Source organism: Rhodococcus sp. IEGM 1302 (assembly GCF_030056935.1).
In the GTDB taxonomy this organism is placed as follows: Bacteria; Actinomycetota; Actinomycetes; order Mycobacteriales; family Mycobacteriaceae; genus Rhodococcus_F; species Rhodococcus_F qingshengii.
On sequence record NZ_JASHKY010000001.1, the window covers coordinates 560816 to 574221 of the forward strand.

Here is a 13406-nt window from a genome sequence, read left to right on the forward strand (position 1 = left end):
GTGCATCACATATATGTGATGTGATTTACTGTGCTGGTAGTCACAGTATGCGTCGGACCGAGCTCCGACAAGCCTCCAGCCTCATCTCACTCGGGAGTTTTCGATGTACATGGATTTCACGCAGGAGCAGTCTGATTTCGCCAAGTCGGTAGCGTCGTTCTGCAAGAAGGAAAGTGGTACCCGTGAGCAGCGAGACCTGCTGACCGATCATGGCGCCCATAACCACAACCAGGCGTTCTACGAGAAGATGGCGGAATTGGGATGGCTCGGGCTGACTGTCCCGGAGGAATACGGCGGATCCGCCGGAAGCACGGTCGACCTGTGCATCTTTCTGGAGGAAGCCGCCAAGGGCATGGCGCCGATCGGTGGACTCGGCCCGACCGTCATCACCGGGGCTGCATACGAGAAGTTCGGCAGTCCGGCCCAGAAGGAGGCAGTGCTCGGCGGGATCGTCCGTGGCGCGTCTCAGTCGATCTCGATGTCCGAACCCGAAGCGGGCTCCGACGTGGGAAATCTGAGTTGCCGCGCCGAGAAGGTCGACGGTGGGTGGCTGATCAACGGCCAGAAGACGTGGTGTTCCAACGCGCACTTCGCCGAGAACATCCTTCTGGTGGCTCGCACATCCCGAGGTGAAGGCAAGCATGAGGGCCTGACGATGTTCCATGTCCCGGCCGACATCTCCGGATTGAAGATCAGTGGAATCGACACCATGGGCGGCAAGGAGGTCAACGATCTCTACTTCACCGACACATTCCTGCCCGAGGACGCGGTGGTTGGCGAAGTCGGCAACGGCTGGCGTCAACTCATGGCCGGACTCAACATCGAACGCCTCATCCTCGCGGCGATGATGCTCGGGACCGCGCAGCGCGCTTTCGACGACACCCTCGAATTCGTCACCACGCGTAAGCAGTTCGGCCGTCCGGTCGGATCGTTTCAGGCGCTTCGCCACCGGATCGCGGATCTCGCCACGGAGATCGAATGCGGCCGTCTGCTGGTCTACAGCGTGGCCCGAATGGTCGACGCCAACCCGACCAAGATGTTCCCGCGGGAAGCGTCGATGGCCAAGCTCAAGCTGACCGAGACCGCCAAGAAGGTCGCGCTCGAGGGGATGCAGATGATGGGTGGGTACGGTTACGCGACTGAGTTCGACATGGAGCACCATGTGCGAAAGACTCTTGTGTCCTCCATTTATGGTGGTACCAACGAGATTCAGCGAGACATCATCGGCAAAACGTACGGACTGTGAGGATCGGTTGTGGCAACGTCTGCACGCACTCGGAGAGCGACATCTGAGCTGAGGAGACGGCCACAGTTGTCGGAGGACGTGGCCAACCACGTTCGCAACCTGATCATGTCCGGCTCGGTCCGTCCGGGCGAGTTCGTCAGGCTGGACGAAACCGCGGCCGACCTCGGGGTCAGCGTCACGCCGGTGCGAGAAGCCCTCGTCGCATTACGCGGCGAGGGGATGGTCGAGTTGGTTCCGCATCGCGGCTATCTCGTCTCGCCCCTCAGTCGCCAGGACATCGAAGACATCTTCTGGTTGCAGGGGCAGATCGCGGTCAAGCTGGCGTTGCGGGCGATGGACAGCATCACCGCTGATCAACTCGCGGAACTCACGGAACTCAATGCCGATTTGCGAGCGGCGGTCGGCGCTTCGGATGCAGCTGCGATCGAGCAGTGCGAATTCGAGTTCCATCGCCTGATCAATCGCGCTGCGGGTGGTGCGAAGTTGGCATGGTTCCTGTTCGGCGCGATTCGGTACACCCCTGCTCGTCTCTACGCGACGGATCCAGGCTGGGGTGAGCTTGCGGTATCGAGCCACGATGCTTTGATCGCGGCGTTCGAGAAGCACGATCGAGAACAGGTGGACGCGCAGATGAGTCTGCAGTTCTCCGACGGCGCTGCTCGACTTCTCGCTCACCTCGACAACATCGGGATCTGGGACTGAATGCAGGAGCTCAAGACGGCGGCATGGCGGGTGCGAGCAGGATCGCCGCACATTCGGCGACCAGTTCTTCTTCCGTCACGTCGATGTACCCGTCGAGCCATGCACTGAGGGTCTGCGCCAGGCCGCCGACCAGGAACGTGGCCGTCAGGGTCAGATGACCGCTGTCGTTCAATCGGTAGAAGGTCTTCGCGTTGGCGGCCAGGAGACCGATGAATATCGTCGTCGACGCTTGGCGTTTCTCGGCCAGGACAGGGCTCGTCAGGGCGCTGGAGAACAGTAGACGTCCGCGACGGGGATCGTTCGCGATAGTGCGGACGATGTTCGCGATTCCAGCGAGCGCCTTGCCGCGTTCGGTCTCGGCGGCGTCCACTGCAGCCTGGGTTGAAACGGCGATGTCCGTGATGACGGTGTCGTAGACGGCCGACATCAGAGCATCACGATCGGTGAAGCTCTCGTAGAAGTACCGCGCCGCGACACCGGCCTTCTTGCACACTCCGCGGACCGTCAGTTCGGGCTCGGCGGAGCCCATGAGTTCCAGACCGGCCTCGATCAGCGCCTCCCGTCGTTGGGCTATGCGGAGCGCGCCGTCGACGCCACCGTACGAACGCGGTTGGTCATTCATGAAGACCATCTTTGCATCCCGAGATTGCTTGACATCTCGGAATTTCGGCGTTTCACTCATCTGAGAACATGCGTTCGCAGATATCGACTCGAAGGGGTTCTGCCATGACGGTGAGTAGGGATTCGATGGACGGGCGCGAGGAAGCGGTGGTAGGCGGCATCGGAGCGGTCGGCGTCCAGGCGGTCGACATCGACGCCGAGGTTGAAAAGGCGATGTCCGGGCTCGGACTGTTGGCCGCCGGCGCCAACGTCATCATGCAGTTGGCGCGCCCGGCGGTGGGGTACGGCGTGTATGAGAGCAAGGTCGAGACGGGTCGGTTGGATCGGCATCCGGTGAAGCGAACCCGGACGACGCTGACGTATCTCGCGGTGGCGAGCCTGGCGACGGACGAAGAAAAGAAGCTGTACCGACGCGCAGTCAACGGCTCTCACAAGCACGTTCGCTCCGATGAGAACAGCGCGGTCGAATACAACGCGTTCGATCCCGAACTGCAGTTGTGGGTAGCCGCCTGCCTGTACCGAGGCTTCGAGGACGTCTACAAAATCTTGTACGGGGATCTCGATCCGGTAACCCGGGATGCGTTCTATCAGCGCAGCGCCACGTTCGGTACAACCCTTCAGATGCGACGCGACATGTGGCCGGCGGACCGGGACGCGTTCGAGGTCTACTGGAACGAGAACCTCGACAAGGTGGCGATCGACGAGACGATTCGTGAGCATCTCTACGGGATCGCGTCGGCGACCTTCACTCCGAAGTTGTTGCATCCCGTGGTCGGTCCGCTCAACCGATTTGTCACCACCGGGTTCCTGCCCCAAGCCTTTCGTGACGAAATGCGGCTCCCGTGGTCAGTGCGTCAGCAGCGTAACTTCGACCGATCCATGCGCGTCGCCGCGCTGGTCAATCGGTTCAGTCCGAAGATTCTGCGGATGTTTCCCTACAACTTCTATCTCTGGGATCTGCGTCGGCGCATCGCCAAGGGAATCCCGTTGGTCTGAGCCGACTCTGGCACTTGAAGTGATTGACACCACAGGTGAATCGGACACATACTCAACGTAGTTGAAGTTGACGTCAAGTTTCATCATTCCTGTGGAGGCTGTCAGTGGCGAACATCGAAGGCGTATGTGACCAGCGATTCTCTGGCTTGAAGGAGGCGCTGGCGCGCAATCTCGATTCCGGCGAGGACGTCGGGGCAGCGATCGCACTGACGATCGACGGCGAATCCGTCGTCGACATGTGGGGCGGTTGGGTCGACGTCGAGCACACTGCTCCTTGGTCTCGCGACACCGTTACCAATGTCTGGTCCTGCAGCAAGACCGTGACCGCACTGGCCGCGCTCATGCTCGTCGACCGCGGGTTGCTTGATCTCGACGCCCCGGTCGCGCAGTACTGGCCGGAATTCGCAGCAGCGGGCAAGGACCGAATTCGGGTCCGGCAACTGTTGTCGCACACCTCGGGTGTGTCGGGGTGGGATCAACCGTTCACCCTCGAGAACATTTGCGACGACGAATATGCCACCGCCCGGTTGGCGACACAGGCTCCGTGGTGGGAACCGGGTACGGCATCCGGATACCACGCCCTCAACTACGGCCACCTGATCGGCGAGGTCGTCAGGCGCATCGACGGACGAACCCTCGGCCGCTTCATCGACGAGGAAATCGCCGGCCCACTCGATGCTGATTTCCGCCTGGGCTTGCCGAAGTCGGAATACGGGCGAGTCTCGAATGTGATTGCGCCACCGCCGTTGCCGATCGACATCGCGGCACTCGGGATGGACAACATCATGGTGAAGACATTCACCGCGCCGCCCGCTGACGCTACAGGTTCGTGGACCGACGGGTGGCGCGCCGCCGAGATCGGTGCGGCCAACGGTCATTCGAATGCGAGGGCACTCGCAAGGATCCAATCGGTGATCGCGTGCGGTGGCAAGGTCGGTGACGTTCGCTTGCTGTCGGAGGAAACGATCGACAAGATCTTCGAGGAGCAGTCGTACGGGGTCGACCTCGTCCTCGGCGTGCCGGTCCGCTTCGGCGTCGGATTCGGATTGCCGACGCCCGAGTCCGTCCCGTTCATTCCGGAGGGGCGAATCTGCTTCTGGGGAGGTTGGGGTGGCTCGCAGATCATCATCGACACCGAGAAGCGCATGACGTTCTCGTACGTGATGAACAAGATGGGGCCGGGTCTGCTCGGTTCCGAGAGATCGGCGCAGTACGTATCGGCGGCCTACGACGCTTTGAGTTGATCGACCGATTCAAATCCGGCAGAACGGTTTTTGTCTGTCGCCGCTGACTATGCTGCCGGATATGCCAGTGTGCTCCGGGGGGAAATCAGCGAGTCCGTTTCGTCGAAGTACGCCCAAAAGTTGCGGAGCTGCATCGGCTGATCGGCGATGAACGGTTTGGTCGACGTCGTCATGCGCTGGTGGCAGTTGCCGGACCAGTTCCACAGTTTCAGCAGGTACCTCGAGGACCGCGGGTTCTTGACTTCCTGCCGGGCGCTGGTCGGCGGAACAGCATTCTGGATGGGGCTGGTGTTGCTGTCGGCGCGATTCAGTGACGTCGGTCCGCAAGGTACGTTCTGGCGAGCGGTCAATCTGGCGGTCATCGCGCTGTGCCTCGGCGCGGCCCTGATCTGGTGGCTGTTTCCGCCTACGCCGCTGTGGTCGTACACCTTTGTCGTGGGTTCCGACGTCGCGATTGCGGCGGCGGCCGAAACCGACTCGGAACCGCTGGGACGACTCATCGCGTGCGTCGTTTTCGCGTCGATCGGCGGCTACATCGCGTTCTTCCACAATCCGAAACTCCAAGTCGGTCACTTGGTCTTCGCCTCGACCGTCACGGTGCTTTCGGGGTGGACTTTGTTGTTCGGGCCAGCAGCGGACGTCGGCTTGGGACTGGCGAAGATCTCGGTTGTGCTGGCTACGATCATCGTGATTCCTGTTGTGTCACAGATTGTTCTGGCGGTCCTGGGTTCGGATGCCACTACCTCCGACATCGACCCGTTGACCGGACTGCTCAACCGTCGCGGATTGGCGCGTCGGGTGAATGACTTGATGGGCGCTCCGGTCACCGAAGCGGATGCACTGCTCGTAGTGGTGATCGACCTCGATCGCTTCAAGACGATCAACGACGTTCACGGCCATGACGTAGGAGACAGCACGATCATGCGAACTGCACTGCGCATCCGTTTGTGGACAACCCAGTCCGCCTTGACTGCTCGTATGGGCGGTGACGAGTTCGTCGTGGTCGAACGGGTACCGGTCAGCGTGATCTCCAGGCTGGAAGGACAGATCCGCTCCGCGATGGACGGAGCGAACGATGACCCTCCGACGAGCGCGAGCATCGGAATGGCGGTCCGCACCGCGCCCCGGAATCCGGGTGAGTCCGTCGACGCTGCTTTTGCCGAACTCTTCCGCGTCGCGGACTCGGTGATGTACGAAGCGAAGCGCGAAGGTGGCAACCAGGTGCGGGCGAGCCTGGTCTGATGTGAGAGCTCAGTCGGCGAAGCTCAGACCACGTTCGGCGAGTGCTTCGCGCAGAATCCTCAAGGCCTTCGGTCCCATCCCGTGCAAAGCGCCGAGTTCCTTCTCGGACACGGACGTCAGCTGCGCGAGATGGGTGTAACCCGCTGCGATCAGCGCGCGCTGTGCGGGAGCTCCCGTCTTCGGGAAGTCGGTTTCCACTGTGCCCGGATCCGGTTCTGTCACTGGCCAACTCCTCCGTGTGGGTTTCTCACAGTTTAGCGAGCGTCGTGAACGATTTCGGGGCTGCCGATTTTGTCGGGCGTTCGCGGAAGTGCGCGAGCTGCCACGGCAATGCCGATGATCGAGACAGCGGCGAAGGTGAAGAGAAGCAATTGCGCAGAACGAAGCGTCGACGGTTCGCCGATGTTGACCAGCACTCCGGCCAGGGCTGCACCGAAGGCATTGGCGATCAGCTGAACGGTGTTGATGGCAGCGGAGGCACGCGCACCTTCTCCGGGATCGGTGACCGAGGTCATCGCCCCGACTGCAAGATGAGGCCAGGCGATGCCGATTCCGACGCCGGCGAACAGCAGTCCGATCACCCACGCGACCACCGCACCGGCGCCGGCGTGTTCGGTGAGAAATGCTGCCATGATGCCCAACCCGATCGCGACGAGGATCGGACCGCTGACAACGATTCGTCGCACGATACGAGGGGCTGTTGCCGAGGCGCTCGGGATTTCGCCGAGAGTCCAGCCGAGAGCGAGTGCGGCCCCGAGGAATCCGGCCGCGAGCGGCGCCAGGCCGGCAAGTCGTTGCCCGAAGAGTGGAATGAACGTCTCGACGGTCGACGCGACAGCGAGGACGACGATGGTCAGGTACACCCATTTGAGGGACGACGCGTTGAACGTCGACGGCGGTAGTACGCCGTGGCGCGAGCGACGGTCAGCGGCGACAAAAGCGATCAGTAGCAGCACAGCGGCGAGAACCATTGCGGCGGTCACGGCGAGGTTGGACAGAATTCCGGCAACGCTGACCAGCAAAGCTGCCGCAGTCAGCAATGCCAGCGAGAGGACCGGCACCGGGCTACTGGTGGTGCTGCCCGGTTCATGTGCCGGTAGCGCGCTGGGGACGAGAGCGGCGACTGCGATCGTCGCGATGACCAGGACGCCGAAAGCCCATCGCCAGGCTCCGAACTGAGCAAAGACACCGCCGATTGCAGGGCCGGCGAAGGTGCCGACTCCCCACATCGCCGAAACCAGCGCGGCCCCGCGAGTCCACAGATGTCTGGGGAGCGCGGCATTGATGACGGCGTAACCGAGACCGGCCAGCAGGCCACCGCCCGAACCCTGGATCGTGCGGCCGACCAACAGCAATTCCATCGTCGGGCTGACCGCACAGACAACGGTGCCGAGCGCGAAGATCGCGAGGCCGATCAGGTAGGCCCCGCGCGGTCCCCTGGCAGCGAGGACGTTGGTGACCAACATCGAAGAGATGACGGAAGCAATGAGGAAGACCGTCGCGGTCCAGGCGTAGTACTGCTGACCGCCGATGTCGTCGATGGCAGTCGGAAGCAGGCTGGTCGTCAGGTAGACGTTGGTCGCGTACAGCGCAACGCCGCCTGCGAGGACGGTAGCGGTGCCGAGGTATCGACCGCTCAGGAGCTGCCGCCAGGTTCCGGTGGGAGCATCGGTGGGGGAGTGCATGTTGTCGAAGGTAGAATCTCGAGTGCGCTTCAGGTCAATGTCGCGCAGCCATTGGGAGGCAGAATGATCCGTAAGAGTGACGAACTTCTCTCGATCGGCGAGGTATCGGAGCGCACTGGCGTCGCCGTGTCGGCTGTGCGCTACTACGAAACACTCGGTCTGGTTCCTGCGGAGCGGACGGCAGGAAATATGAGGAAGTTCCCGCGGCATTCGATCCGGCGGGTGTCGCTGATCCAGTTGGCAGTCAGATTCGGGATACCCCTGGCCGAAGTTGCCGAAGTATTCGGATCGTTGCCGCAGGGGCGAACTCCGACGAAGAAGGACTGGCGCAAGATTTCCACGGAGTGGAATCAGCGCCTCGAGGATCGCAAGCAGGCCATCAACCGGATGCAGGACGAACTGACGGGCTGTATCGGCTGCGGGTGTCTGTCACTGAAAACATGCAACCTGCTCAACCCTGGAGACGAACTGGGCCGGGAGGGACCCGGCGCCAGACGTCTCTGAAACTACTGTCGGTCACACTCTTTCGCGTGGCCGCGACTGAGCATTCCACCGACCACCACGACGCTCGATCTCGATGGGATGCGAGAAGCACTCGCTGATGTTCTGGGTGGTGATCACATCCTCGGCGAGGCCGCTGGCGGTCACGACGCCGTCCTTGATCAGAAGAGCATGTGTGGTGGTGCTGGGGATCTCCTCGATGTGGTGCGTCACGAGGATGCTGGCAAGTGACGGGTTCTGATTGCGGAGGTCGTCCAGTGCCGTCAAGAGTTGTTCGCGTGCAGCAAGATCGAGCCCGGTCGCCGGTTCGTCGAGCAGAAGCAGGCGCGGTTCGACCATGAGTGCGCGGGCGATCAGGGCTCGTCCCCGTTCGCCTTGGGACAAGTTGGGCCACAGTGCGTCCGAACGCGGACTCATTCCGAGTAGATCGATCAGTGCGTCGGCGTGAGCCTCTTGCTCCGGCGTCGGTGACCAGCGCGGCATCACCTCGGTGGTGTTGGTGAGGCCGGTGATCACGACGTTGCGGACGGTGATCGGAATTCCGATCGTGTGACGAGGGTTCACGTGCCCGATGTCCATCCGCAGTTCCCTCATGTCGACGCGGCCCAACTTGTGGCCGAGGACGTAAACGGAACCGCGAGTCGGGTGGGCGGTTGCTCCGAGCAGGCTCAGAAGCGTGCTCTTGCCCGCGCCGTTCGCGCCGAGGAGGACCCAGTGTTGTCCGGGTTCGATCGAAATGTTGATGTCTTTCAACAAGTATCGGCCGTCGCGGACGAGATCCACGTGTTCGGTCGACAGAACTGTGCCGGTGGGGTGTTGCACGAGAACTAACCTCTCTTAGGCGTCGAGCACACGCAGTCGTCGTAGGACGGTGTCGATGTTTGCTCGAGTTGCCGCTACCGCGGCTTCTGGGTCGGCGTCTTGAAGGGCCTCGACCAACTGATCATGGGCATGTGAGGTGTCGGGGACGCCGGCCTCGTGGGCCATCATCTCGACGAGGGATTCACGAAGGAGTGGACGCACCGACGTGAAAAGCGAGAGCAGAACTGCGTTTCCTGACAGTCGAACGACTTCGGTGTGGAAGTCGAGGTCGACGTCGACGAACTTCTCGACATCACCCTCGAAATGACTGTGTCGCATGGTCAGTCGCCGCCGCAGGCCGTCGAGGTCCTCGGGTTGTACCCGCTCCGCGGCCAGTCTGGCGGCCTCGATCTCGAGTGCGCGACGGACTTCGAAGACCTCGAGGATCCTCGAGCGTCGAAGAAGTTTGGTGAATTCGTCGACGTGCTCGAGTTCGGACGCGGCAGCCACGAAGGTTCCGACGCCGTGTCGGACTTCGAGTAGTCCGTCGCGAGCGAGGAGGCGGATTGCCTCGCGAATCGAGGAACGCCCGACGCCGAGTTCGACGGCGAGGGCCGCCTCGCTCGGTATGCGCTCGGACGGCGCCCACGTTCCATGCATGATTCGCCCGCGCAGCAACTGTTCGAGTTGCGGTACCAGCGGACCACTGCGAAGTGTGAATCCTGTGTGGTCGTCGGACACGGCTCGCCTCTCGGGTGGGTACCGAAAGAGTAACAACTCATCAGACGTCTGAGGACTCGGGTGGCCGGTGTGTCGCCGTAGTGTTCACGCGGTCGAAGCGTGTCAGTTGCGGGTGACGCCGAGGAGCAGTGCGATCAGGTCGAGGGCTGTCTCGATCTCGGCCTTTTCTCGGCCGAGCAGGGGGGCGTAGAGGTGTACGTCGCAGATGCGAACGAGGGCTTCGCCCAGCACTTGCGGCGAGAGCGTGATCGTCAGTTGGCCGGCGTCGACCTGGGACTGCAAGATTTCGGCGGTGATGGAGGCGGAGATCGATTCGATGGAGCCGGGCATCATCGCGAGTTTGATGAACACCATCGGTTCGCGTTTGGTCAGCGCGCGCAGTTCTGTCGACGATTCCACCGATCGCATAACGCGGCCGAAGACGTCGAGAATGTACTCCGGACCTTGCCCCGACGCCTGTGACATCGCCTTTCGGTATGTCCGTTCGGTGGCCTCGGCCAGCACTGTTCCGAGCAGCTCGTCGCGGTTGCCGACCCAGCGGTACAGCGTCGCGCGGCCTACGCCGAGACGTTCGGCGAGCAGTGACATGTCGAGTGGTTCCTCCGCGAGGTACATGCTCGCGGCGGTGTCGATCGCGCGTCGGCGTTCGAGGTCGGTAGGCATCGGGACATTCTCTCCGGTTGTCCGGTACTGCACAATTTCGGCCGTTGAAAAATGGTGAGCCTCGGGGGATCGAGCCTATTGACGAACCTGGCCACGTGAGACACACTAGCTCATTGTCTCATGTTAGTGATGGCGATCACAGTCAGGGGTTCGATCGATGAGTTCAGTACAAACCGTTCGTGGGCCGGTGGATACAGCCGATCTGGGAAAGGTGTTGATGCACGAGCATGTCTTCGTTCTGGGTGAGGAGTTGCGCCAGAACTACCCCGACTACCCCGAACCCTGGGACGAGGAAGTGCGGGTAGCGGACGCAGTAGCAAAGCTGACCGAGGTGAAGTCCCGCGGAATCAGCACGATCGTCGATCCCACAGTGATCGGCCTCGGCCGGTACATTCCGCGAATCGTCCGGATCAACGAGCAGGTCGATCTCAACATCATCGTTGCTACCGGCATCTACACCTACAACGACATTCCCTTCCAATTCCATTACACCGGACCGGGATTGCTGTTCGACGGCCCCGAGCCGATGGTCGAACTGTTCGTCAAGGACATCAGGGAAGGAATCGCCGGAACCGGTGTCCGAGCCTCCTTCCTGAAGTGCGCCATCGAGGAGCCGGGCCTTACCCCCGGCGTCGAGCGGGTCATGCGCGCGGTCGGACAGTCGCAGGTGGAAACGGGAGTGCCGATCACCGTGCACACCAATCCGCACACTGAATCCGGGCTGGTCGCGCAGAAGGTTCTGGCCGAAGAGGGTGCGGATCTGACCAAGGTGGTCATCGGTCACTCCGGCGACACCACCGATCTCGACTACCTGTGTGCGCTGGCCGATGCCGGTTCGCTACTGGGGATGGACCGTTTCGGTCTCGAACCGTTCCTGTCGTTCGAGGATCGTGTCAACACCGTGGTGGAGATGGCCCGTCGCGGTTACGCGGAGAAGATGGTTCTGGCGCATGACGCGTCGTGTTTCATCGACTACTTCCCCAGTGCTGCAAGAGAAGTGGCACTTCCGAACTGGAACTACACCCACATCAGTGATGATGTCATTCCGGCGCTGCTCGAACGTGGTGTCACCGAAGACCAGGTCAAGGCGATGCTGGTGGACAACCCACGTCGGTACTTCGAGAGCTGAGATATGACCAACGTGTACGAGAGCAAGCCCTGGCTCGCCAATTACGACGCCGACACTCCGCCGAACGTAGACATCGAGCACGTCGACGTCCTCGCGATGTTCCGTGCTTCGCTGGAGCGCGATCGCACCGCCCCGATCATCAGGTACTTCGACAGCACCGTCAGCTTTGCCGAGCTCGACGAGATGTCGGATGCGCTTGCCGTAGCCCTCGCCAAGGATGGAATCGGGTTCGCAGACAGAGTTTCCTTTGTCCTGCAGAATGTTCCGCAGTTCGTGATCGCGACAGTCGCGGTCTGGAAGCTCGGTGCCGTCGTCGTTCCGGTCAATCCGATGTACCGCGACCGTGAGCTGTCCACCGTACTGGCCGACAGCGGAGCGGTAGCAGTCATCTGTCTCGAGTCCTCGGCCGAGACCGTGGCGACTGCGTCCGAGGGCACCGAAGTGCGACGGGTCATCACTACGTCGGAACGGGATTTTCAGTCGCGCGACGATGAACGGATCTTCGGTTCGGCGTCCAGGATTCGTCATGATGGATTTCCGGACCTACTGGAACTGATCGAGGCTCATCGAGGGCAGAAGCCCGAGAAGGTCGATCTGTCCCCGGAAGACCTTGCCTACCTTCCTTATACGTCGGGGACGACCGGCCCGCCGAAGGGGTCGATGAACACGCACTCAAATGTCGTGTTCGCAGCGCAGATCTATCGGGACTGGCTGGGGTTGCGCCCCGGCGGCGCGATGTTCGCGGTGGCGCCACTGTTCCATATCACCGGGTTGATCGGGCACGTCGCGGCTCCACTCCTGGCCGGCGCGCCCACGATTCTGACCTGCCGATTCCATCCCATCGTTGCAGCGGAGTCAATTTCGGAGCATCGGGCTACCGCGATCATCGGAGCGATCACGGTATTCATCGCGTGGACGGACAGCGCCGCAGTCTCGAAGGAATCTTTGAGCTCTCTCGAGTCGGTGTATTCAGGTGGCGCGCCGATCCCGCACGCGGCGTTGGAAGCGTTCCGGTCGAAGTTCGGTCACTACATTCACAACGGCTACGGGCTGACCGAGACGAACAGCCCGGCAATCGTGGTGCCGAATTCGCGTGAAGCGCCGGTAGATCCGGCGTCGGGGGCCGTTGCTGTCGGCGTACCGGTATCGAATACGTACGCCGAGGTGGTGGACGAGAACGACAAGCCGGTACAGGTCGGGGAGTACGGCGAGATCGTGGTCTCCGGTCCCCAGGTTGCACTCGGATACTGGAACAAGCCGGACGAGACCGCACATGCCATGCCGGACGGGCGTTTTCACACCGGCGACATCGGATTCATGGACGGCGACGGTTGGTTTTACATCGTCGACCGGATGAAGGATCAGATAAATGCGTCGGGCTTCAAAGTGTGGCCACGCGAAGTGGAAGATGTTCTCTACGAACACCCCGCCGTACGAGAAGCTGCCGTCGTCGGTGTCATGGATCCGTATCGGGGCGAAACCGTGAAGGCCTTCGTGTCTTTCAAGGACGGTGCCGAGGCGACCACCGAGGATCTGGTCGAGTTCTGCAAGGAAAGGCTTGCAGCATACAAGTATCCACGCATCGTCGAGGTAATGAATGACCTCCCGAAAACAGTGAGCGGCAAGATTCTTCGTCGTGAACTGCGGGTACCGAACTAGATCTGCCTGACAAACGAATTGCCGGCCGCCGACAAGGTGAGCCGGCCATTCGTCGTGGTGGCTGACGAGCATCGGTAGGGGATTTAGTCCCCTATGCGGCAATGCATTTCAGTGATTGACATCACTCTTTTTGTATCGCAGACTGATCGCAACGCCACAGAGTTGAAGTTGGTGTC

14 protein-coding genes are annotated in these 13406 nt (G+C 61.6%); 8 read left to right on the top strand and 6 right to left on the bottom strand.

What is annotated here, in order from left to right; all coding sequences use genetic code 11:
- Positions 1-103: 103 nt before the first annotated feature.
- Both QM609_RS02610 and QM609_RS02615 read left to right on the top strand, forming a co-directional pair.
- On the top strand, positions 104-1246 hold the full coding sequence (locus QM609_RS02610; protein ID WP_007730792.1) for an acyl-CoA dehydrogenase family protein: 1143 nt from the start codon (positions 104-106) through the stop codon (positions 1244-1246).
- 9 nt (positions 1247-1255) lie between these two features.
- A complete protein-coding gene (locus tag QM609_RS02615) occupies positions 1256-1948 on the top strand; it encodes a GntR family transcriptional regulator (protein ID WP_050656773.1) in 693 nt (230 codons plus the stop codon).
- Positions 1949-1958: 10 nt separating this feature from the next.
- On the opposite strand, the gene QM609_RS02620 is transcribed toward QM609_RS02615, so the two are convergent.
- On the bottom strand, positions 1959-2579 hold the full coding sequence (locus QM609_RS02620) for a TetR/AcrR family transcriptional regulator (RefSeq protein WP_050656789.1): 621 nt from the start codon (positions 2577-2579) through the stop codon (positions 1959-1961).
- Positions 2580-2695: 116 nt separating this feature from the next.
- Between QM609_RS02620 and QM609_RS02625 the strand changes: the two genes are divergently transcribed.
- The 3 genes from QM609_RS02625 to QM609_RS02635 all read left to right on the top strand — a co-directional run bounded on the left by QM609_RS02625 (position 2696) and on the right by QM609_RS02635 (position 6051).
- A complete protein-coding gene (locus tag QM609_RS02625; RefSeq protein WP_042446353.1) occupies positions 2696-3565 on the top strand; it encodes an oxygenase MpaB family protein in 870 nt (289 codons plus the stop codon).
- Positions 3566-3669: 104 nt separating this feature from the next.
- Positions 3670-4809 carry an EstA family serine hydrolase gene (locus QM609_RS02630; protein WP_042446349.1) on the top strand — a complete coding sequence of 380 codons (1140 nt, stop codon included), beginning with the start codon at positions 3670-3672 and terminating at the stop codon, positions 4807-4809.
- A gap of 147 nt (positions 4810-4956) precedes the next feature.
- Complete coding sequence (locus tag QM609_RS02635; RefSeq protein ID WP_030536047.1) at positions 4957-6051, top strand: GGDEF domain-containing protein; 1095 nt, start codon at positions 4957-4959, stop codon at positions 6049-6051.
- Between the two features lie 9 nt (positions 6052-6060).
- On the opposite strand, the gene QM609_RS02640 is transcribed toward QM609_RS02635, so the two are convergent.
- Together QM609_RS02640 and QM609_RS02645 are read right to left on the bottom strand one after the other, a co-directional pair.
- On the bottom strand, positions 6061-6273 hold the full coding sequence (locus QM609_RS02640) for a helix-hairpin-helix domain-containing protein (RefSeq protein ID WP_007730800.1): 213 nt from the start codon (positions 6271-6273) through the stop codon (positions 6061-6063).
- Between the two features lie 32 nt (positions 6274-6305).
- Positions 6306-7736 (bottom strand): MFS transporter, encoded by a 1431-nt coding sequence (locus QM609_RS02645; protein ID WP_050656772.1) that lies wholly within the window; start codon positions 7734-7736, stop codon positions 6306-6308.
- 63 nt (positions 7737-7799) lie between these two features.
- Here QM609_RS02645 and soxR point away from each other — a divergent pair, with 63 nt between their 5' ends.
- Positions 7800-8240: a redox-sensitive transcriptional activator SoxR gene (soxR, locus tag QM609_RS02650; protein WP_003943238.1), complete on the top strand. Its 441-nt coding sequence runs from the start codon at positions 7800-7802 to the stop codon at positions 8238-8240.
- A 12-nt stretch (positions 8241-8252) separates the two neighbouring features.
- Here the strand turns inward: soxR and QM609_RS02655 are convergent, their stop codons facing one another.
- The 3 genes from QM609_RS02655 to QM609_RS02665 form a co-directional block, all read right to left on the bottom strand.
- Positions 8253-9059, bottom strand: coding sequence for an ABC transporter ATP-binding protein (locus QM609_RS02655; RefSeq protein WP_003943111.1), 807 nt, complete (start codon positions 9057-9059; stop codon positions 8253-8255).
- A 15-nt stretch (positions 9060-9074) separates the two neighbouring features.
- The gene (locus QM609_RS02660; RefSeq protein ID WP_003943086.1) at positions 9075-9779 is read right to left on the bottom strand and encodes a FadR/GntR family transcriptional regulator; all 705 of its coding nucleotides are present in this window, start codon (positions 9777-9779) and stop codon (positions 9075-9077) included.
- Positions 9780-9881: 102 nt separating this feature from the next.
- The gene (locus QM609_RS02665) at positions 9882-10442 is read right to left on the bottom strand and encodes a TetR/AcrR family transcriptional regulator (RefSeq protein WP_003943195.1); all 561 of its coding nucleotides are present in this window, start codon (positions 10440-10442) and stop codon (positions 9882-9884) included.
- Between the two features lie 157 nt (positions 10443-10599).
- Between QM609_RS02665 and QM609_RS02670 the strand changes: the two genes are divergently transcribed.
- Positions 10600-11571, top strand: a complete 972-nt coding sequence (locus tag QM609_RS02670) for a phosphotriesterase family protein (protein WP_003943005.1) — start codon at positions 10600-10602, stop codon at positions 11569-11571.
- Between the two features lie 3 nt (positions 11572-11574).
- Positions 11575-13230, top strand: a complete 1656-nt coding sequence (locus tag QM609_RS02675; protein ID WP_076948617.1) for an AMP-binding protein — start codon at positions 11575-11577, stop codon at positions 13228-13230.
- The last annotated feature ends 176 nt before the right edge of the window (positions 13231-13406 follow it).